The organism is Clostridium sp. J1101437_171009_A5 (genome assembly GCF_015547905.1).
In the GTDB taxonomy this organism is placed as follows: Bacteria; Bacillota; Clostridia; order Oscillospirales; family Oscillospiraceae; genus Pseudoflavonifractor_A; species Pseudoflavonifractor_A gallinarum.
The window spans coordinates 128,788-148,602 of the sequence record NZ_JADMVY010000009.1 but is presented as its reverse complement, the minus strand read 5'-3'; the positions used below and the strand labels follow the sequence as shown (position 1 = coordinate 148,602).

Genomic DNA, 19,815 nt, shown 5'->3' with positions numbered 1-19,815 from the left:
CCATTCCGCCGCGGGCGGAATGACAAGGAGGAAACAACGATGGCAAAAGGATTTGGCGGCCGTCCCGGTATGGGCGGTATGGGCGGCATCAACATGAATATGATCAAGCAGGCCCAGAAGATGCAGCAGGACATGCAGCGCATGCAGGCTGAGCTGGAGGAGAAGGAGTACTCCGCTCAGGCCGGCGGCGGCGTGGTGGAGGCTGTGGTCACCGGCAAGCGGGTACTCAAGAGCCTGACTGTGGATCCCGAGGCAGTGGACCCCGAGGATGTGGAGATGCTCCAGGATCTGATTGTGGCGGCGGTGAACGAAGCTCTGCGCACCGCAGAGCAGGATATGGCCGCGTCCATGCAGAGCATTACCGGCGGTCTGGGACTGCCGTTCTAAGGTCGTGCAGAGAGAGGGCGGGCCGCCAGGCCTGCCCTTTTTGCGTGGAAGGGCCGTCGGGCGGCAAGTTTCGTTTGTGCCGGGCGGCAAGTTATGGTATCATCAAAAGAGGTGGAGGCATTGCAGGCAATCAAACGAAAACAGATGTCGGAGACCTTCCGGCTGGGCGCCGTCCTGGCGCTGGCGGGCGGCTTCCTGGACGCCTATTCTTACAGCGTGCGGGGAGGGGTCTTTGCCAATGCAGAGACCGGAAACATGGTTCTCCTGGGCATACACGCCATGCGGGGGGAGTGGCACACCGCGCTGACCTATCTGGTGCCGGTGGCCGCCTTTGCCGCGGGGATCATTGTGGCCGAGTGCATCAAGGCACGGTTTCGGGACAGGGGAGGCATCCACTGGAGACAGCTGAGCGTTCTGGCCGAGCTGTGCATCCTGCTGGTCGTGGCCTTTTTGCCCCAGAGCCTGAACATGGCGGCCAATGTGTCGGTCTCCTTTGTCTGCGCTGTGCAGGTGGAGAGCTTCCGCAAGGTCCACGGAAACGCCTTTGCCACCACCATGTGCACCGGCAACCTGCGCAGCGGGACGGAGCGGCTCTATCAGTTCCTGCGCAGCGGGAATCCGGAGCAGCGCCGGCAGGCGGGGCAGTATTACGGCATCATCCTGTGCTTTATCCTGGGGGCGGCCCTGGGGGCATGGGTGAGTTCGCTGCTGGCGGAGCGGGCGGTACTGATCGCCTGCGTGCTGCTGCTGGCGGCCTTTCTGATGATGTTTTGGAACATGGAGGACCCCTGCGCCGAGGAGGCGGAAGGGTCCCGGGAGAAAACAAGGTAAGGAGAAATGGATATGGAACAAGCAAAGGTCTATTTTACCGATCTGCGGGCGAAGTCCGGGGATAACCTGCTCCAGAAGCTGGAGCGTCTTATCCGCACCGCCGGGATCGACACCATTGATTTTGAGAAGAAAATGGTGGCCATCAAACTCCATTTCGGAGAGCCGGGCAACCTGTCCTTCCTGCGTCCCAACTACGCCAAGGTGGTGGCCGACGTGGTCAAGAGCCTGGGCGGCCTGCCCTTCCTCACCGACTGCAATACCCTCTATGTGGGCCGGCGCAAGAATGCCCTGGAGCACATGGATGCCGCCTATGAGAACGGCTTCTCTCCCTTCAGCACCGGCTGCCAGATCATCATTGGAGACGGCCTCAAGGGCACCGACGACGTGGAGGTCCCGGTGGAGGGCGGCACCTATGTGAAGAAGGCCAAGATCGGCCGGGCGATCATGGACGCCGATGTGTTCATCTCCCTGAGCCATTTCAAGGGCCATGAGGCCACCGGCTTCGGCGGCGCGCTGAAGAACATCGGCATGGGCTGCGGAAGCCGCGCCGGCAAGATGGAGCAGCACAACGCCGGCAAGCCCGAGGTGAAGACCAACAAGTGCGTGGGCTGCCGCCAGTGCGCCAAGCAGTGCGGTCAGGACGCCATCTCCTACGGGGAGGACCGGAAGGCCTTCATCGACCATGACAAGTGCGTGGGCTGCGGCCGCTGCCTGGGAGCCTGCAACTTTGACGCCATCGTCAACCGCAACGCCTGTGCCAACGACGAGCTCAACGCCAAGATCGCCGAGTACTCCAAGGCGGTGCTGGCCGGACGTCCCCACTTCCACATCAGCCTGGTGGTGGACGTCTCTCCCTTCTGCGACTGCCACGCCGAGAACGACCTGCCCATCCTGCCCGATGTGGGTATGTTCGCCTCCTTCGACCCGGTGGCCCTGGATCAGGCCTGCGCCGACGCCTGCATGGAGCAGCAGCCCATCCCCGGCTCCCGCCTGGATGAGAACATGCACGCCCACGATTTCTGCGACCACCACGATCACTTTACCAATAATTTCCCGGAGACCAACTGGAAAAGCTGCCTGGAGCACGCCGAGGCCATCGGCGTGGGCACCCGCTCCTATGAGCTGATCCGTGTCAAATAATGCCGGAAGTGAGCGTGTCCATTGACTTTTGGATGAGCACACGATATAGTGAACCTGTGACAGAGAAAAGCCATGGATTTAGAAAGGAAATGGTATAATATGGACGTAAAACAGATCCTTACCATGTGTGACCACACCCTCCTCAAGCAGGAGGCCACCTGGGAGCAGATCAAGACCATCTGTGACGACGGCAAGGCCTATGACTGCGCCTCGGTGTGCATTCCCGCCTCCTATGTGAAGCAGGCGGCCGAGTATGTGGGCAATGACCTGAAGATCTGCACCGTCATCGGTTTCCCCAACGGGTACTCCACCACGGCGGTGAAGGTCTTTGAGACCGAGGACGCCATCCGGAGCGGGGCCGACGAGATCGACATGGTGGTCAACCTGGGCTGGGTGAAGGACCGCCGCTGGGACGACATTCTGGAGGAGATGAAGGCCATCAAGGCCTCCTGCCAGGGCCGCATCCTCAAGGTCATCGTGGAGGCCTGCCTGCTGACCGAGGAAGAGAAGATCAAGCTCTGTGAGCTGGTCACCGAGTCGGGGGCCGAGTATATCAAGACCTCCACCGGATTCTCCACCGGCGGCGCCACCGTGGCCGACGTGGCCCTCTTCAAGGCCCATATCGGACCCGATGTGAAGATCAAGGCGGCCGGCGGCATCCACTCCTTTGAGGAGGCCCAGGCCATGATCGACGCCGGCGCCAGCCGCATCGGCGCCAGCGCTCTGGTCAAGCTGGTCAAGAAATAAGTTTGTAAAAAAGACGAAAAGAAATTATATGAAAAAGGAGGCTTTTCGGAGTGATCTGAAGAGTCTCCTTTCACTTATGTAACAAATTTTTAAAGATTATTTGCAAAACGGAAAAATGCGGTTGCTCTTTGTAAAAGCATGTTGTATAATACATGCGTATGACAGACGCCGAGGGTCGACAAGCGGCTCCCGTCTGTGCATCCAGTTATGAAAGGAAGGTAGATTACATTGAAGAACTTCAATAAAATCACCGCTCTGCTTCTGTCCGTCGGTATGATCGGCAGCCTGGCCGCCTGCGGCGGCGGCGCTGCGCAGACCAGCACTCCTCCCGCCTCCGGCGCTCCTGCGACTTCCGGTGAGCCCAGCGGCGTGACCGAGGACTCCGCCGGCAACATCCTGGCCGCCGACGGCAGCTTTGAGATCGCCATGATCACCGATAAGGGCGATATCAACGACAAGTCCTTCAACCAGGGCACCTGGGAGGGCATCAAGAACTACTGCAGCGAGAACGGCAAGACCTGTAAGTACTACAAGCCCGCCGCCGCTACCACCGACGACTATGTCACCTCCATGGAGCAGGCCATCAAGGACGGCGCCAAGGTGGTCGTGACCCCCGGCTTCCTGTTTGAGGAGCCCGTCTATCTGGTGCAGGATCAGTACCCCGATGTGAAGTTCATCCTCATCGACGGTAACCCCCACAACGCTGACTCCAGCGACTACAAGACCGCTGACAACACCGTCGGCATCCTCTTCTCCGAGGAGCAGGTGGGCTACCTGGCCGGCTACGCTGCGGTGAAGGACGGCTACACCAAGCTGGGCTTCATGGGCGGCATGGCGGTTCCCGCCGTGGTGCGCTACGGTTACGGCTACGTGCAGGGCGCTGACGCTGCTGCCGCCGAGCTGGGCGAGACCGTTGAGATGAACTACTACTACACCGGCGACTTCGCCGCTACCCCCGAGGCTCAGACCATGGCTGCCGGCTGGTACACCAGCGGCACCGAGGTCATCTTCGGCTGCGGCGGTTCCGTGGGTAACTCCGTCATGGCCGCGGCTGAGGCCAGCAGCGGCAAGGTCATCGGCGTGGACGTGGATCAGTCCTCCGAGTCCGACACCGTTATCTCCTCCGCTATGAAGGGCCTGTCCTCTGCCGTGGAGCAGATGCTGGACCACTACTACAACGACAGCTTCCCCGGCGGCCAGAACCTGACCCTGGGTGCTGCTGACAACGCCGTGGAGCTGCCCATGGCCACCTCCAAGTGGAACAACTTCACTCAGGAGGACTATGACACTCTGTTCAGCAAGCTGGCTTCCGGTGAGATCACTCTGAAGAAGGATACCGACGCCGAGATCCCCACCGATCTGGGCTGCGCCAATGTGACTCTGAACTACATTGCCGAGTAATTGGCCTTCCATTGTTCCTGCAAATGGGCGGACACCAAGGTGTCCGCCCATTTTTTCTCTCCGAAAGTTCTTTGTGGGAAATAGATAAATTACCTTGCGCCAGGTAGGAAAAAACGGTATAATAAAACAGAAGCAAACAGAGAAGGGAAGTGACAGCGGATGAGTGAGTATGTCATTGAGATGTGCAATATCACGAAAAAATTCCCCGGGATCATTGCCAATGATAACATCACCCTGCAGCTGAAAAAAGGCGAGATACACGCGCTTCTTGGTGAGAACGGAGCGGGTAAATCCACCTTGATGAGCGTCCTGTTCGGACTCTACCAGCCGGAAGAGGGCGTCATCAAAAAAAATGGCCAGGAAGTGCGCATCAAGGACCCCAATGACGCCAACGCCCTGGGCATCGGAATGGTGCACCAGCACTTCAAGCTGGTCCACAATTTCAGCGTGCTGCAAAATATCATTCTGGGCGTGGAGACCGTCCGCGGTGGCTTCCTGAAAATGGATGCCGCCCGGGAGAAGGTCATGGCTCTTTCGGAGCAGTACGGCCTGAAGGTGGATCCGGACGCCCTCATCGAGGATATCACGGTGGGCATGCAGCAGCGTGTGGAGATCCTGAAGATGCTCTACCGCGACAATGAGATCCTGATCTTTGACGAGCCCACCGCCGTGCTCACCCCCCAGGAGATCGAGGAACTGATGAAGATCATGAAGGGGCTGGCTGCCGAGGGCAAGAGCATCCTCTTCATCACCCACAAGCTCAACGAGATCAAAGAGGTGGCCGACCGCTGCACCGTCCTGCGCAAGGGCAAGTATATCGGCACCGTCAATGTCGCCGACGTCTCCAAGGAGGAGATGAGCGAGATGATGGTGGGCCGTAAGGTCTCCCTGAACGTGGAGAAGGACGAGGCCAAACCCAAGGACGTGGTCTTTGAGGTGGAGGGCCTCACCGTGGTCAACAAGGAGCACGGGAAAAAGGTGGTCAACGAGGTGTCCTTCCAGGTCCGCCGGGGCGAGATCGTCTGTATCGCCGGTATCGACGGCAACGGCCAGTCCGAGCTGGTGCAGGCCATCACGGGACTCATCAAGGCCGACCACGGCACGGTCAAGCTCAAGGGCGAGGACATCAGCCACTCCTCCATTCGTCACCGCAACACCCACGGCCTGGGCCACATCCCCGAGGACCGGCACAAGCACGGTCTGGTGCTGGACTATCCCCTCTCCTACAACCTGGTGCTCCAGAGCTATTTTGAGCCGGAGTTCTGCCAGGGCGGCTTCCTGAAGTATGACAAGATCAACCAGTATGCCGAAAAGCTGATCAAGGACTATGACATCCGCTCCGGTCAGGGCGGCAAGACCATTGCCCGCTCCATGTCCGGCGGCAACCAGCAGAAGGCCATCGTGGCCCGGGAGATCGACCGCAACCCCGATCTCCTCATCGCGGTCCAGCCCACCCGCGGCCTGGACGTGGGCGCCATTGAGTATATCCACCGACAGATCGTAGCGGAGCGGGACAAGGGGAAGGGCGTGCTGCTCATCTCCCTGGAGCTGGACGAGGTCATGAACCTCTCCGACCGCATCCTGGTCATCTACGAGGGCGAGATCGTGGCCGATCTGGACCCCAAGGAAGTCACGATCCAGGAGCTGGGCCTCTACATGGCCGGTTCCAAGCGGAAGGGGGCACAGTAAATGAAGGAAAAACGACTGGGAAATCCCCTTCAGCATACAGGCGTACAGAACGTGTTGGCTGCGCTGATCGCCATCCTCATCGGTATGCTGGTGGGCTTTGTTATTCTGCTCATCACCGATTCCTCCATGGCCCTCAAGGGTCTGGGCGCCATCATGACGGGCGGCGTGCAGGACATGAAGAATGTGGGCCAGGTGCTCTACTACGCCACCCCCCTCATCATGACCGGTCTCTCGGTTGGCTTTGCCAAGCGGACGGGCCTCTTTAACATCGGCGGCCCCGGCCAGTTCATGATGGGTGCCTTTGCCGCGGTGTATGTGGGCGTCAAGTGGACCTTCCTCCCCGGCGGCATCCACTGCCTGGTGGCCATCCTGGCCGCCTGCCTGATGGGCGCCCTGTGGGGCGTGGTGCCCGGTCTGCTCAAGGCCTACTGCAACATCAACGAGGTCATCACCTGCATCATGATGAACTATATCGGCATGAGCACCTCCAATGTGCTCATCCGGGCCTATATCTTCGACCGCACCAAGAACCAGTCCCTCCGTCCCGTGGACGGGGCCAACCTGCCCAAGCTGGGCTTTGACAAGATCTTTGTGGCCGATGTGGGCACCCCCTCCAGCGTGAACGCCGGTATCCTGGTGGCCATTCTGTTGGCCATTGTGGTCTGGGTCATCCTCTCCAAGACCAAGCTGGGCTATGAGCTCAAGGCCTGCGGCTTCAACAAGGACGCGGCCAAGTACGCCGGCATCAGCGAGAAGCGCAATGTGGTGCTGGCCATGGTCATCGCCGGCGCGCTCTCCGGCATCGGCGGCGGCCTGAACTACCTGGCGGGCGCCGGCACCGGCATCGCCGTGGGCAGCGAGCTGGCCCAGCAGGGCTTTGACGGCATCGCCGTGGCCCTCCTCGGCATGTCCAACCCCATCGCGATCATCTTCACCGGCATCCTGATGGCCTATCTGACGGTGGGCGGCCTGGCGATGCAGAGCTACGGCTTTGTCTCCCAGATCATCTCCATCATCACCTCCGTCATCGTCTACTTTGCCGCCTTCATCCTCTTCTTCAGCCAGATCATCGGCAAGCTGGGCAAGCGGGGCGGAAAGAACGACGCCAATGCCAATGCGGATCAGACGCCCCCCGCGCCGCCGGTCCAGACTGAGAAAGGAGGCGACGCTCAGTGAAACTCGATGAACTGATTTTTTTCCTGGTCCAGCAGACCATGTATTTTGCCATTCCCCTGCTGGTGGTGGCCCTGGGCGGCCTCTTTGCGGAGCGCTCCGGTATCGTTAACATCGCCCTGGACGGTATCATGATCATTGGCGCCTTTACCGGCATCATGTTTTTGCAGATGGTGCAGGCTACCGGCATGAGCGGTCAGGGAATGCTCCTGGCGGCCCTGGTGGTGGCGGCCCTGTCCGGTGTGATCATCAGCGCCGTGCATGGCTTTGCCTCTATCAACATGAAGGCGGATCAGACCATCTCCGGTACGGCTATCAACACCTTTGCTCCCGCCTTTGCCATCTTTGTGGCCCGTATGATGACCGGCGTGCAGCAGATCCCCTTCAAGAACGACTTCCTGATCCGGAAGGTGCCTGTGCTGGGTGATATCCCCGTGATCGGCCCCATGTTCTTCCAGAACGCCTATATCACCACCTATCTGGGCGTGCTGATCCTGGTGGCGTCCTGGGTCGTGCTCTACAAGACCCGTTTTGGCCTGCGCCTGCGGGCCTGCGGTGAGCATCCCCAGGCGGCTGACTCGGTGGGCGTCAACGTCTACAAGATGCGCTATGCCGGCACGCTGCTCTCCGGCGCGCTGGCGGGCATCGGCGGCGTGATCTTCGTGGTGCCCACCTCCACCAACTTCAACGCCACCGTGTCCGGCTACGGCTTCCTGGCCATCGCCGTGCTCATCTTCGGCCAGTGGAAGCCCGGCCGCATCGCGCTGGCCGCCCTCTTCTTCGGCTTCATGAAGACCCTGTCGGTGAGCTATGGCCTGATTCCGGGCATCAAGGACCTGAGCATCTCGGGCGAGATCTACAAGATGGTCCCCTATATTGCCACCCTGATCGTGCTGGCTTTCACCTCCAAGAACTCCGCCGCGCCCCGCGCCGAGGGTATCCCCTACGACAAGGGTCAGCGCTGAGAAAAGACGAAACATCCCTGCCCGCTGTGCAGGATGAGAGAAAAAATATGCTGGACATGGTTTTATCCACCGTGTCCAGCATATTTTTCTTTATTCCACCAGATGGGTAAGGGTATCGCCTGCGATGCGGTACACCGTCCAATCGGACATGGGCTCTGCACCGAGCGACCGGTAAAAATCGATGCTGGGCTGATTCCAGTCAAGACACCACCACTCCAGCCGTCCGCACTTCCGCTCAACCGCGATGGAGGCCAGCCGTTTCAAAATGGCTTTTCCATAGCCCTTCCCCCGGTATTCCGGCTTTACGTACAGATCTTCCAGGTAAATTCCCGCACGCCCCAGGAAGGTCGAAAAGTTGTGGAAGAAGAGGGCGAACCCGATCTCGTTTCCATCCACAAGGGCGAAGAGGACCTCTGCCTTCTGCCGGTCAAAGATCCACTCTTCCAGGGTCGCTTCATCTGCGACGACTTCGTGCAGCATCTTTTCATAGTCGGCAAGCTCCCGGATAAACTGTAAAATCAGAGGGACATCTTCCCGTGTGGCGGATCGAAACGCAAGCTCTTTTTTCATGCTGGATCATCCCATTCCTTTCGTGATTTTGCTCCGCAAAGGAAGCGGCATCGTCTGAACGCTTCCAGGCTATTGTATCATAGGTGCTGGGCCGCAGCTACCATAGAATGTTTTAACCGCCCGAACAGCGTTTGGCTGTCCGGGCGGTTGATTCAGGAGTGATCAGATCAGACGGATGCGCTTCCACTTGCCCTGGACAAAGCGGAAAATGAAGATCAGGGCACGGACCCACCAGTCGATGATCATGGCGATCCACACGCCCAGCAGACCCAGATCCAGCCCCCAGGAGCAGGAGAGCAGATAGCTGAAACCGATCCGGAAGAGGAACATGGAGGCCAGGGACACCGCCATGGTGAAGACCGCGTCGCCCGCCGCCCGCAGAGCATTGGGCAGGGTAAAGGCCAGCGGCCAGATGATCAGGTCAAAGACCGCACACCAGCGCAGGACCTCGGCCGCCATATCCGCGGCCTCCGGGGTGAGCTGGAAGATGGAGCAGAGGGGCGCGGCAAAGAAGAACATGATGAGGGCCAGAGAGCCCATGGACACATAGACGATGCTGACCAGCTTCCGGGTGTAGGAGACGGCCTGCTCCGGGGCCTGGGCCCCCATGCACTGGCCCACCACGGTGATCATGGCCAGACCGATGGCCTGACCGGGGACGTTGACCACGCCGGCGATGCTGTTGGCAATGGCGTTGGCGGCCACTGCGTTGGTGCCGAAGGAGGTAATGAGGCTGAGCACCACCAGCTTGCCCGTCTGGAAGAGGCCGTTTTCCAGGCCGTTGGGGATGCCGATGGTGAGGATGCGTCCCACCATGTCGCCCCGGAACTGGAAGCGGAAGAGCCCCTCAATGCGCAGGACATTGTTGTGGTGCTGAAGCAGGTAGAGGATGATCACCGCGGCCACGATGCGGGAGACCAGCGTACCGATGCCCGCGCCCAGAGAACCCATGTGGAACCCGTAGATGAGCACTGCGTTGACCGCCACGTTGACCAGGTTCACGATGAGGGAGTTGAACATGGAGACCTTGCTGTTGCCCATGGAGCGGAAGAGGGCGGCTCCGGCATTGTAGAGGGAGATGAAGGGGTAGGCCAGGGCGGTGGCCAGGAAGTAGACCAGAGCGCTGTCCATGACGTCGGGCTCGATCTGTCCGAAGAGCAGGGAGAGGATGTGCTGCTGGAAGATCAGGGCGACAGCCATCAGAGCCACAGCCAGGGCAAAAACGGCATAGAGCAGCTGTTTGGCCGCGGTACGGGCGCTCTCCACATCCCGCCGGCCCAGATACTGGGAGCAGACCACCGCGCCGCCGGTGGACAGGGCGGAAAAGATCTGGATGATGAGCTGGTTGACATTGTCCACCAGGGAGACGCCGGACACGGCGGCCTGCCCGGCGGTGGTCACCATGACGGTGTCCATCATGCCTACGCTCATGAGCAGGAACTGCTCGATGACCAGGGGAATGATGAGTCGGATGAGTGCCTGGCGGGAAAAGAGTGGTTTCAGAGATGTTTCCGTCTGACCCAAGGGAGGAGCCTCCTTTTCCTGATTTCTCCGGGGAGAAAAAGATCAATCAACCGCACAGGCGGTTGATTCAGTAGGCTTAATTGTAGCACAGTCAACTTCTTTGACAAGGGCTATTTTCCACAAAAAAGTCGTCCGCTTTCCGAAAAAAGCGGACGACTCTATGGGGAGCAGGGAAAATCAGCGGTCCAGATAGCGGTGGACCACCGCGTTGGCCTGGGAGACAGCCCGGGCCTCGTCCAGGGTGGTGAGCTCACCCCGCTGGACCACGGGGACGCCGTTGACGATGGTATAGTCCACACTGCCCTTGAGGCCGACCGTGCCCAGCATGGACTTGGGGTCGAACTGGGCGCCCACCAGGGGGAGCTGCTCCAGATTGACCAGGAAGCAGTCGGCCGCCATGTTGGGGGCCAGATAGCCGATGTCGGTGCGGCCTAGGATCTGGGAGGAGCCCCGGGTGGCCATCTTGAGAAGGTCGTATCCGGTGGGGGCGTCCTGGCTGGAGTGGAGCCGGTGGAGCAGGTAGGCCACCCGCAGCTCTTCCAGCATGTCGCAGCCGTCGTTGGAGGCCGAGCCGTCCAGGGCCAGTCCCACCGGCACGTGGAGCCGGAGCATGTCGGGCACCCGGCACACACCGGAGGAGAGCTTCATGTTGGAGGCGGGGCAGTGGGCCACGCCGGTGCCGGTCTCGGCCAGGATGCGCAGCTCGTCGTCATCGAAGTGGATGCCGTGGGCGTACCACACGTCGGGGCCGGTCCAGCCCAGGCTTTCCATATAGGCCACCGGGCGCATGCCGAAGCGCTCCAGCGTGTAGCGCTCCTCGTCCTTGGTCTCGGCCACATGGGTGTGGAGGCGCACGCCCAGGGAGCGGGCCAGCTTGGCGCTCTCCCGCATGAGGTCGCCGGTCACCGAGAAGGGGGAGCAGGGGGCCAGGGCCACCTGGTGCATGGAGAAGCGGGAGGCATCGTGCCAGGTGCGCACCAGACGCTCGGAGTCGGCCATGATGGCGTCGATGGACTGGACCACGCTGTCGGGGGGAAGGCCGCCGTCCTTCTGGGACAGGTCCATGGAGCCCCGGGAGGCGTGGAAGCGCATTCCCAGGGTATCGGCGGCCCGGAACTGGGCGGCCACCAGATCCCCGGCGTGGGCGGGGAAGACATAGTGGTGGTCGAAGCAGGTGGTGCAGCCGGTTTTCAGCATCTCGGCCATACCGGTGAGGGAGGAGTGGTAGACCACCTCCTCGTCCAGGTTTTTCCACACCTCGTAGAGGGTCTGGAGCCAGGGGAAGAGCTCCATCCGCTGGACCTCGGGCAGGTTGCGGGAGAAGATCTGATAGAGGTGGTGATGGGTGTTCACAAGGCCGGGATAGACCACCATGTCGGACGCGTCGATGGTCTGGTCGGCGTGCATCAGCTCGGGACCGATGTACTCGATGGCGTTGTCCCGGATGAAGAGGTTGGCATGTTCCCAGAGGGTATCCTGGTCGTCGCAGGAGACGATATAACGGGCATTGCGGATGAGCAGTGTAGACATATCAAAGCCTCCAGTCTTAGGATACCTTTATCATACCATACAAATTTATAGGCTGCAAGAAAATAAAAAAGGCCCCGCCCGGCCGGGAGCGATCCACGGCGGAGCGGGGCGGGAGGTCACTGGATGGCGGTGACCTCGTAGCCGGCGTCGGTGACGGTCTGGGTGAGCAGAGTGTCGGACACGTCGGCGGAGAGGGTGACGGTGGCGGATTTGCCCTCCAGGTCCATCACCACGGAAGAGACGCCCTCCAGAGCGGAGAGGGCCTTCTCCACCCGGCCGGTGCAGTGAGAGCACATCATGCCCTCGATGGTCAGTTTCTTTGTCATGGAAAACACTCCTTTGGTTGAGATTGGTTCCCCACATCCACAGGGGGTATCAGAGGGAGCGGAGGGGGCGCTGGGGGAGAACCTGGGCTTGAACAGCCGCAGGCGCAGGGCGTTGCTCACCACGCACACCGAGCTCATGCTCATGGCGGCGGAGGCAAACATGGGGTTGAGCATTATATGGAACAGGGGGTACCACACACCGGCGGCCAGGGGAATGCCGATGATGTTGTAGATAAAGGCCCAGAAGAGATTCTGCTTGATGTTGCGGATGACCGATTTGGAGAGCTCCACAGCCGTGACCGCGTCCAGAAGGTCGCTCTTCATGAGAACGATGTCGGCCGACTCGATGGCCACGTCGGTACCAGCACCGATGGCAAGACCCACGTCGGCCCGGGCCAGCGCGGGGGCATCGTTGATGCCGTCGCCCACCATAGCCACCTTCCGGCCCTGGCTCTGGAGGGCGGCCACCTGCCGCTCCTTGTCCTGGGGCAGGACCTCGGCGATGATCTCATCCACGCCCAGGCTGCGGCCCACCGCCTGGGCGGTGCGGGCGTTGTCGCCGGTGAGCATGACCACCCGGATGCCCAGGGCGTGGAAGCCCTCCACCGCGGCGGCGCTGGTGGGCTTGGGCAGGTCGGCCACGGCGATGATGCCCAGCAGTTCCCCATCCCGGGCGAAGAAGAGGGGCGTCTTGCCCTGGGCGGCCAATTTTTCCGCCTGTCCGGCGGCATTTCCCAGGGAAATGCCCTCGTCGGCCAAGAGGGCGGCGTTGCCTGCCAGGAACTGTCCGCCCTGGATCTCGCCCCGGATGCCCTTGCCGTGGAGGGCGGCAAAGCCGCTGACCGGGGCCAGGGGGATCTCCCGCTCCTGGGCGGCGGAGACGATGGCGGAGGAGAGGGGGTGCTCTGAGGGCTTTTCCAGGGAGGCGGCCACGCACAGCAGTTCCTCCTCGGTGGTATCCCCCAGGGGGAGGACCTCGGTGACCCGGGGCTTGCCCTGGGTGAGGGTGCCCGTCTTGTCCAGCACCACCGTGTCGATGGCGTGGAGGGTCTCCAGCGCCTGGGCGGATTTGATGAGGATGCCGTGCTCCGCGCCCTTGCCGGTGCCCACCATGATGGCCACGGGGGTGGCCAGACCCAGGGCACAGGGACAGGAGATGACCAGCACGGCCACCCCGGCGGTGAGGGCCCGGGCGATGTCGCCCCCGGTGACGGCCAGCCACACCAGGGCGGTGACCAGGGCGATGCCGATGACCACCGGGACAAAGACGCCCGCCACCCGGTCGGCCAGCTTGGCAATGGGGGCCTTGGAGGCCGAGGCCTCCTCCACCAGGCGAATCATCTGGGAGAGGGTGGTGTCCTCACCCACCCGGGTGGCCTCAAAGGTGAAGGTGCCCGACTGGTTGATGGAGGCGGCGGCCACCTTGGCGCCGGGGGCTTTCTCCACCGGGATGGACTCGCCGGTGAGGGCGCTCTCATCCACCGAGGACCAGCCCTCCACCACCACGCCGTCCACGGGGACCCGGCCGCCGGGCTTGACCACGATGCGCTCGCCCACGGCCACCTCTTCCACCGGGACCTCCACCTCCGCGCCGTTCCGGAGGACGGTGGCGGTCTTGGGGGAGAGGTCCATCAGCCGGGAGATGGCCTGTCCGGTCTTGCCCTTGGAGCGGGTCTCCAGGAATTTACCCAGCGTGATGAGGGTGAGGATCATGCCCGCCGACTCCAGGTAGAGGTCCATGGACCACTTCTCCACCCGGGCGGCATCCCCGTGGCCCAGGCCCCAGGCGATCTGGTAGAGGGCGGCCACACCGTAGAGAACGGCGGCGGCCGAGCCCAGGGCGATGAGGGAGTCCATATTGGGGGCGCGCTTCCACAGGGTCTTGAAGCCCACCTTGTAGTATTTGTCGTTGATATACAGGATGGGCAGGACCAGCAGGAACTGGGTCAGGGCGAAGAGCATGGCGTTTTCCCGGCCGTGGAAGATAGCGGGGAGGGGCCACCCCATCATATGGCCCATGGAGAGGTAGAAGAGCGGGATCAGGAAGCAGAAGGAGAGGATCAGACGGAGCTTCATCTGCCGCAGCTCCTCGCCCAGGGTGTCGGGAGGCTGAGTCCCCTCCCGCCGGGCGGTTTTGGCCGCGCCGGGCAGAGAGGCGCCGTAGCCCGCGTCCACCACCGCCTTGACGATGTCAGCCGGGGTAACGGCGGTCTGGTCGTAATCCACCAGCATGGAGCCCGTCATCAGGTTCACGCTGACGGAGCGCACGCCCGCCACCTTACCCACGGCCTTTTCCACATGGGAAGAGCAGGCGGTGCAGGTCATGCCGGTCACATGGTATGTCTCTTTCATGGAGTCCTCCTCAGAAGGGATGCGGCGGGCCTCACCGGAGGATGCGGCCCAGGGTATCCACAAATTCGTCGATTTTCTGCTGGCGGTCGGCCTCGCTGGCGGCATGCTTGACGCAGTGCTCCAGATGGGCGGCCAGGATCTCCTGGTTGACCCGCTTGAGCAGGGCCTCGGTGGCCATGACCTGGGTGGAGATGTCGATGCAGTAGCGGTCCTCCTCCACCATTTTGAGGATGCCGTCCAGCTGGCCCCGGGCGGTCTTGAGCAGCCGCTGGACCTTGGCGTGGTCTGCCATCATGGGGCAGCCCTCCTTTGTCAAAGTAATACCCCCCGGGGGTGGGGTGTAACTGGAGTATACCCCAAGAAGCAGGCGGTTGTCAAGGGGTAACCGCACAGAATCTTGACAAACATGTGTTACGGTGTATTATATAAGTAGAACACCTGTGGAGGTGAGAGACATGCAGTTTTCCACCAGTTCACCCATCTATCTTCAGGTCATGGACTGTATCAAACGGGAGATCATATCCGGACGCCGCCGCCCGGGGGATCGGGTGGAGAGCGTGCGCACCCTGGCGGCCTTCTATGGCATCAATCTGAATACCATGCAGCGGGCCTGCTCGGAGCTGGAGCGCGAGGGGGTGCTCGTGACCCGACGGGGCGTGGGGTCCTTTGTCACGGAGGATCAGGAGCGGATCCATCGCCTGCGGGAGCATATGGCCGACGAACTGGTGGAGCACTTTCGCCGTGAGATGGCCGCGCTGGGCTTTACAGAGGAAGAGATGACCCTGCGTTTGCGAGGAGGGAAGCCATGAATATTCTGGAAGTAAAGGGACTCCATAAGAGCTTTGGGGACCGCCAGGTCTTGAACGGCTGTTCCCTGACGGTGGGAGAGGGGCGCATCATCGGTCTGCTGGGGCCCAGCGGGGCGGGGAAGAGCACCCTGCTGCGCTGCATCGCGGGCCTGCTCCGGCCCGAGTGGGGGACCATCCGCCTGCGGGGGGAGGAGATCCGCCCCAAGGACCGGCCCCGCATCGCCTACCTGGCGGACCACACCCTGCTCCCCGGGGGGCTCTATGTGCGGGATGCCTGTGCCTACTATCTGGACCTCTTTCCCACCGCCGACCGGGAGCGGGTGTGGCGGGAGGTGGAGCGCCATCACATCCCGTGGGAGCGGCGGGTCCGGGACCTCTCCCGGGGAGAGGCGGAACAGCTGGAATTACTCCTCCTGCTCCAGCGGGAGGCCGAGCTCTATCTGCTGGATGAGCCGCTGGGCGGCGTGGACCCAGTGACCAGAAGGGAGATCCTGCGGGAGCTGATGGACTCCATGGACGACACGCGGAGCATCCTGCTCTCCACCCATCTGGTCCACGATATGGAGCCGGTGCTGGACGAGGCGGTCTTCCTCCGGCACGGGGCGGTGGCTCTCCACGCCCCTGCGGAGGAGATCCGGGCCGTCCACGGCTGCTCCGTGGAGGAGCACTACCTCCATGTGTTTGGAAAGGAGGGGACGGTATGAGAGGGCTGCTGCGCATCATCCGCTGGGAGTGGCATGGAAAATTGAACGGCCAGGATTTCTTTATCTGTGCGATCGTAGTTCTTATGCTGGCCTGCGTCAACGGGAGCGTGGTCAAGGGCGGAGAGTGGCGGTACAGCTTCCTGCTGCCCTTCCTGGGCCTTATCTGGGTCTTCTGGTCGGGGTATGTGTGGCTACGCTGTGAGGAGCCGCTGGAGCGTCTGGCCGGTATCCCGCCCTGGCAGGCCGTGGGCGGCCGGCTCCTGTGCTGGGCGGCGCTCTTCAGCGCACTGGAGCTGGTGCGTCAGGTATCCCTCTATCTGGGCCTCCCGCCCTCCGCCAACCTTCCGGGGAATTGGCGCGAGCTGGGGCTTATCTGCCGGGAGAGCGCTGTGGGAACCCTCCTGGGGCTGCGGACCGGTATAAGTGTGGTGGTGCTGGGCACGGCGCTGAGCGAGATCTATCTGACGGTGCTGCTGCGCAACCGGATCCCTTGGATGGGGAACGAGGCGGGGAGTTGCAGTATGGGGGTATGGTTTGGGATCTACTGTGCTCTTTTCCTCGGCATATCGCTCTGTCGGATTTGGAGCTGGGGCGTGTGCTGGGCAACCTTGGCGGTGCTGGTGGCACTCTTCCCCCTGTGCTGCTGGCTCCTGGCAAAAAAACTTGACTCAGAGACCCGGTAGAGGAAGTTCCTGCGCCGGTCTTTTGAAACTGAAAAGCGGCGGGCCGAAACCTCGGCCCGCCGCAGTCTGTCCATAAAGTGTATTTCTGAGATTTGTGCGGTAAGAGCCTCGCAGAGTTCCGCCGTCCGCAGGCGGCGGAAAAAAGTCAGATCGTGTTTTCCGGCGGCGTGTACGTCGGGAAACACACTGCTCAGGACGCAAGTGTGCGAGCATCAGCGAGTGCATGCGGCGTCCTGCATCCCCTCTCAAAAATGCTTGCATTTTTGAGAAGCGTGTCGAACCTGTTCGATACGCTCAAAGCGGCGGGCCGAAACCTTGGCCCGCCGCTTTCACATGGGATACGGGAGATCAGGTGTGCTGGCCCGCAGTGGTGGTGTCCCGGAACAGAAGGGAGATGCACCACAGGGAGGCAAGCCCCACCAGAGCAAAGATGATGCGGCTGAAGGTGGCGCCCTGGCCGCCAAACAGGAAACCGACCAGGTCGAACCCAAAAATGCCGATGCTGCCCCAGTTGATGCCGCCGATGATGGCCAGCGTCAGGGCGAGTTTGTCAATGAACATAGTCAAAAAGACCTCCTCAAACTTCGGATTCCAGGATTAGCTTGACCGTTCCGCCGCCGATTATGCAAAAAATTTGAATTTGAGGGGGCTTACCCGTTGGAGGAAGGGGGAAGATGGGCCTCCAGCCAGGCGAGCACGTCGGCGTAGACCTCTTCCCGGTTGCGCTCGTTGAGCATTTCGTGCCGCCCCTCCGGGTAGAGCTTCAGCGTGAGGTCCCGGACACCGGCATCCCGGAAGAGTCCGGCCACCTTGCGCACCCCCGCTCCGCTGCCCCCCACGGGGTCCCGGTCTCCGGAGAAGAGGAGTACAGGGGTGTCCGGGTCCATGTGCTTCAGGTTGGCGGGGCTGCCGATGAACTGGAGGCCCCCCATCATATCCCGGAACATCCCCACGGTGGGGACAAACTGACACAGAGGGTCGGCGTTGTAGGCGTCCACCACGGCCTCGTCCCGGCTGATCCAGTCGTTGGCGGTGCGGTTGGGCCGGAACTGGCGGTTATAGGCCCCCAGGGAGAGGGAGGTCACCAGCTTGCTGCGGGTATTGCTCCCCCGCACGGCGCAGAGCAGGGAGGAGATGGCCTTACCGAAGGCCACCAGGGGGGCGCTCTCCTGGCCGGTCCCCGAGAGGATGCAGCCGTCCACCATCCCCGGCCAGCGGATGAGACAGGTCCGGGCCACAAAGGAGCCCATGGAGTGCCCCAGCAGGAACCAGGGAAGACCGGGGAAGTGCTCCCCCTCCCGCTCCCGCAGGGCGTGTACGTCCCGGGCCAGATAGTCCCAACCATTGCGCTCGCCCAGGAAGCCGTATTCCCCGGGACCGGCTGCGGTTCGGCCGTGGCCCAGGTGGTCGTGTCCGCACACGGCGAATCCATGTTCATTCAGAAAACGGGCAAAATGGTCATACCGGCCCATGTGCTCCGAGATCCCGTGGACCAGCTGGACCACCGCCCGGGGCGGCGCGGAGGGGGTCCACTCCACCGCCTGGACGGTGTGAAGGCCGTCGCTGGAGGGGAAGGAAACGGATTGGAAGTTTGTCATGGAACTGTCACTCCTTTTGTGGTAAAATAGGGAGGCGAAGATATCACCTGCCCATGTCTTTGGGTGGAGAACAAGGCCCCCGGCGGGTCCCTCCCCCGGGCAGAGGCAACCTGGAAAGGAAGTGCGATGCATGCATGTCATCGACCGTTTTTTGAAGTACGTCTCCTATGATACCCAGTCCGATGAGAACTCTTCCACCGTGCCCACCACGGAGAAGCAGAAGGTGCTGGGCAGCGCCCTGGCGGCCGAGCTGGCCCAGATGGGGCTCCAGAACGCCCACATGACCGAGCAGGGCTATGTGTACGCCTGGCTGCCCGCCACCCCCGGGTGTGAGGGGATCCCCTGCATGGGGCTCATCGCCCATATGGACACCTCGCCCGACGCGCCGGGCGGCGGAGTTCAGGCCCGGATCGTCCGCTACGAGGGCGGGGACATCGTGCTCAACCAGGAGAAGGGCATCGTCATGCGCGCCAGTGAGTTTGAGAGCCTGGAGAAGTACGTGGGGAAGGATCTGATCGTCACCGACGGCACCACCCTGCTGGGGGCGGACGACAAGGCGGGCGTGGCGGAGATCGTCTCGGCCATGGAGTACCTCACCGCCCATCCGGAGATCCCCCACGGCCGCATCGCGGTGGGCTTCACCCCCGACGAGGAGGTGGGCGCGGGCGCCGACTGCTTCGACATCGAGGGCTTCGGCGCGGCGGTGGCCTACACGGTGGACGGCGGCGAGCTGGGCGAGCTGGAGTATGAGAACTTCAACGCCGCCGGGGCCAAGGTGGTCGTCCACGGCGTCAACATCCATCCGGGCTCTGCCAAGAACAAGATGAAGAACGCCCTGCTCATCGGCCACGAGTTTGTCTCCCTCCTGCCTCCTGCCGAGACTCCCGCCCACACGGAGGGCTACGAGGGCTTCTACCACCTCTCCAACATGGCGGGGGATGAGACCCGGACCGAGCTGAGCTACATCATCCGGGACCACGACCGCGCCCGCTTTGAGGACCGGAAGCGGACCATGGAGCGCACCGCCGCCTATCTCAACGACAAGTACGGCGCGGGCACGGTGGAGCTGGAGCTGAAGGACCAGTATTACAACATGCGGGAGAAGATCGAGCCCCACATGTACCTGGTCCTCAAGGCCCGGGCGGCCATGGAGGCCTGCGGGGTCACCCCGCTGGAGGTGCCCATCCGCGGCGGTACCGACGGGGCCCGCCTCTCCTACGAGGGCCTGCCCTGTCCCAACCTGTGCACCGGCGGCGTGAACTTCCACGGCGTCCACGAGTACATCCCCACCTTTGCGCTGGAGAAGATGGTGGAGGTGCTGGTGCGCCTGGTGACCGCGGAGGGATAACCGGAGCAATCCGAAATGGTGAAAAAGGCTTCCCGCAA

At 62.0% G+C, this 19,815-nt stretch carries 19 protein-coding genes; 12 read left to right on the top strand and 7 right to left on the bottom strand.

Features of this window, described 5'->3' with window-relative positions:
• Window positions 1-39 precede the first annotated feature (39 nt).
• From I2C21_RS12775 to I2C21_RS12740, 8 genes are all read left to right on the top strand, one after another.
• On the top strand, window positions 40-387 hold the full coding sequence (locus I2C21_RS12775; RefSeq protein WP_101691124.1) for a YbaB/EbfC family nucleoid-associated protein: 348 nt from the start codon (window positions 40-42) through the stop codon (window positions 385-387).
• Window positions 388-480: 93 nt separating this feature from the next.
• Window positions 481-1,218: a YoaK family protein gene (locus tag I2C21_RS12770; RefSeq protein WP_235964236.1), complete on the top strand. Its 738-nt coding sequence runs from the start codon at window positions 481-483 to the stop codon at window positions 1,216-1,218.
• A gap of 12 nt (window positions 1,219-1,230) precedes the next feature.
• Window positions 1,231-2,358 (top strand): DUF362 domain-containing protein, encoded by a 1,128-nt coding sequence (locus tag I2C21_RS12765; RefSeq protein ID WP_195279437.1) that lies wholly within the window; start codon window positions 1,231-1,233, stop codon window positions 2,356-2,358.
• Window positions 2,359-2,457: 99 nt separating this feature from the next.
• The gene (gene deoC / locus I2C21_RS12760; protein WP_101691127.1) at window positions 2,458-3,105 is read left to right on the top strand and encodes a deoxyribose-phosphate aldolase; all 648 of its coding nucleotides are present in this window, start codon (window positions 2,458-2,460) and stop codon (window positions 3,103-3,105) included.
• Window positions 3,106-3,333: 228 nt separating this feature from the next.
• A complete protein-coding gene (locus I2C21_RS12755; RefSeq protein WP_346727995.1) occupies window positions 3,334-4,506 on the top strand; it encodes a BMP family lipoprotein in 1,173 nt (390 codons plus the stop codon).
• A 159-nt stretch (window positions 4,507-4,665) separates the two neighbouring features.
• Window positions 4,666-6,195 (top strand): ABC transporter ATP-binding protein, encoded by a 1,530-nt coding sequence (locus I2C21_RS12750; RefSeq protein ID WP_101691128.1) that lies wholly within the window; start codon window positions 4,666-4,668, stop codon window positions 6,193-6,195.
• Window positions 6,196-7,371, top strand: coding sequence for an ABC transporter permease (locus tag I2C21_RS12745; RefSeq protein WP_101691129.1), 1,176 nt, complete (start codon window positions 6,196-6,198; stop codon window positions 7,369-7,371). It abuts the gene before it with no gap.
• 38 nt (window positions 7,372-7,409) lie between these two features.
• Window positions 7,410-8,333, top strand: a complete 924-nt coding sequence (locus tag I2C21_RS12740; RefSeq protein ID WP_101691294.1) for an ABC transporter permease — start codon at window positions 7,410-7,412, stop codon at window positions 8,331-8,333.
• Window positions 8,334-8,423: 90 nt separating this feature from the next.
• Here I2C21_RS12740 and I2C21_RS12735 read toward each other — a convergent pair whose 3' ends face one another.
• From I2C21_RS12735 to I2C21_RS12715, 5 genes are all read right to left on the bottom strand, one after another.
• Window positions 8,424-8,903, bottom strand: coding sequence for a GNAT family N-acetyltransferase (locus I2C21_RS12735; RefSeq protein WP_195279436.1), 480 nt, complete (start codon window positions 8,901-8,903; stop codon window positions 8,424-8,426).
• 162 nt (window positions 8,904-9,065) lie between these two features.
• Window positions 9,066-10,427, bottom strand: coding sequence for an MATE family efflux transporter (locus tag I2C21_RS12730; protein ID WP_101691131.1), 1,362 nt, complete (start codon window positions 10,425-10,427; stop codon window positions 9,066-9,068).
• Between the two features lie 177 nt (window positions 10,428-10,604).
• Complete coding sequence (locus I2C21_RS12725) at window positions 10,605-11,957, bottom strand: 8-oxoguanine deaminase (RefSeq protein WP_195279435.1); 1,353 nt, start codon at window positions 11,955-11,957, stop codon at window positions 10,605-10,607.
• A 116-nt stretch (window positions 11,958-12,073) separates the two neighbouring features.
• Window positions 12,074-14,635: a heavy metal translocating P-type ATPase gene (locus I2C21_RS12720; protein WP_195279434.1), complete on the bottom strand. Its 2,562-nt coding sequence runs from the start codon at window positions 14,633-14,635 to the stop codon at window positions 12,074-12,076.
• 31 nt (window positions 14,636-14,666) lie between these two features.
• Entirely contained in the window at window positions 14,667-14,930 is a 264-nt protein-coding gene (locus tag I2C21_RS12715) for a metal-sensing transcriptional repressor (protein ID WP_101691134.1), read from the bottom strand.
• Between the two features lie 160 nt (window positions 14,931-15,090).
• Here I2C21_RS12715 and I2C21_RS12710 point away from each other — a divergent pair, with 160 nt between their 5' ends.
• Genes I2C21_RS12710 through I2C21_RS12700 form a run of 3 tightly spaced genes read left to right on the top strand, consistent with a single transcriptional unit; the run spans window position 15,091 to window position 16,831 of the window.
• The gene (locus I2C21_RS12710) at window positions 15,091-15,444 is read left to right on the top strand and encodes a GntR family transcriptional regulator (protein WP_101691135.1); all 354 of its coding nucleotides are present in this window, start codon (window positions 15,091-15,093) and stop codon (window positions 15,442-15,444) included.
• The gene (locus I2C21_RS12705) at window positions 15,441-16,148 is read left to right on the top strand and encodes an ATP-binding cassette domain-containing protein (RefSeq protein ID WP_195279433.1); all 708 of its coding nucleotides are present in this window, start codon (window positions 15,441-15,443) and stop codon (window positions 16,146-16,148) included. Before I2C21_RS12710 ends, I2C21_RS12705 begins: the two co-directional genes overlap by 4 nt.
• Window positions 16,145-16,831, top strand: a complete 687-nt coding sequence (locus I2C21_RS12700; RefSeq protein WP_195279432.1) for a hypothetical protein — start codon at window positions 16,145-16,147, stop codon at window positions 16,829-16,831. Before I2C21_RS12705 ends, I2C21_RS12700 begins: the two co-directional genes overlap by 4 nt.
• 348 nt (window positions 16,832-17,179) lie before the next feature.
• On the opposite strand, the gene I2C21_RS12695 is transcribed toward I2C21_RS12700, so the two are convergent.
• Window positions 17,180-17,392, bottom strand: coding sequence for a DUF378 domain-containing protein (locus tag I2C21_RS12695; protein ID WP_101691138.1), 213 nt, complete (start codon window positions 17,390-17,392; stop codon window positions 17,180-17,182).
• 89 nt (window positions 17,393-17,481) lie between these two features.
• Window positions 17,482-18,429 carry an alpha/beta hydrolase gene (locus I2C21_RS12690; RefSeq protein WP_101691139.1) on the bottom strand — a complete coding sequence of 316 codons (948 nt, stop codon included), beginning with the start codon at window positions 18,427-18,429 and terminating at the stop codon, window positions 17,482-17,484.
• A gap of 130 nt (window positions 18,430-18,559) precedes the next feature.
• Between I2C21_RS12690 and pepT the strand changes: the two genes are divergently transcribed.
• Window positions 18,560-19,777, top strand: coding sequence for a peptidase T (gene pepT, locus I2C21_RS12685; RefSeq protein WP_193537167.1), 1,218 nt, complete (start codon window positions 18,560-18,562; stop codon window positions 19,775-19,777).
• The last annotated feature ends 38 nt before the right edge of the window (window positions 19,778-19,815 follow it).

Bases quoted from the DNA above. Each gene is read 5' to 3' on its own strand.
- I2C21_RS12775 (WP_101691124.1), top strand. From the start codon at position 40: ATGGCAAAAGGATTTGGCGGCCGTCCCGGTATGGGCGGTATGGGCGGC.
- I2C21_RS12770 (WP_235964236.1), top strand. From the start codon at position 481: ATGGTATCATCAAAAGAGGTGGAGGCATTGCAGGCAATCAAACGAAAA.
- I2C21_RS12765 (WP_195279437.1), top strand. From the start codon at position 1,231: ATGGAACAAGCAAAGGTCTATTTTACCGATCTGCGGGCGAAGTCCGGG.
- deoC (WP_101691127.1), top strand. From the start codon at position 2,458: ATGGACGTAAAACAGATCCTTACCATGTGTGACCACACCCTCCTCAAG.
- I2C21_RS12750 (WP_101691128.1), top strand. From the start codon at position 4,666: ATGAGTGAGTATGTCATTGAGATGTGCAATATCACGAAAAAATTCCCC.
- I2C21_RS12745 (WP_101691129.1), top strand. From the start codon at position 6,196: ATGAAGGAAAAACGACTGGGAAATCCCCTTCAGCATACAGGCGTACAG.
- I2C21_RS12740 (WP_101691294.1), top strand. From the start codon at position 7,410: ATGTATTTTGCCATTCCCCTGCTGGTGGTGGCCCTGGGCGGCCTCTTT.
- I2C21_RS12735 (WP_195279436.1), bottom strand. From the start codon at position 8,903: ATGAAAAAAGAGCTTGCGTTTCGATCCGCCACACGGGAAGATGTCCCT.
- I2C21_RS12725 (WP_195279435.1), bottom strand. From the start codon at position 11,957: ATGTCTACACTGCTCATCCGCAATGCCCGTTATATCGTCTCCTGCGAC.
- I2C21_RS12720 (WP_195279434.1), bottom strand. From the start codon at position 14,635: ATGAAAGAGACATACCATGTGACCGGCATGACCTGCACCGCCTGCTCT.
- I2C21_RS12715 (WP_101691134.1), bottom strand. From the start codon at position 14,930: ATGATGGCAGACCACGCCAAGGTCCAGCGGCTGCTCAAGACCGCCCGG.
- I2C21_RS12710 (WP_101691135.1), top strand. From the start codon at position 15,091: ATGCAGTTTTCCACCAGTTCACCCATCTATCTTCAGGTCATGGACTGT.
- I2C21_RS12705 (WP_195279433.1), top strand. From the start codon at position 15,441: ATGAATATTCTGGAAGTAAAGGGACTCCATAAGAGCTTTGGGGACCGC.
- I2C21_RS12700 (WP_195279432.1), top strand. From the start codon at position 16,145: ATGAGAGGGCTGCTGCGCATCATCCGCTGGGAGTGGCATGGAAAATTG.
- I2C21_RS12695 (WP_101691138.1), bottom strand. From the start codon at position 17,392: ATGTTCATTGACAAACTCGCCCTGACGCTGGCCATCATCGGCGGCATC.
- I2C21_RS12690 (WP_101691139.1), bottom strand. From the start codon at position 18,429: ATGACAAACTTCCAATCCGTTTCCTTCCCCTCCAGCGACGGCCTTCAC.
- pepT (WP_193537167.1), top strand. From the start codon at position 18,560: ATGCATGTCATCGACCGTTTTTTGAAGTACGTCTCCTATGATACCCAG.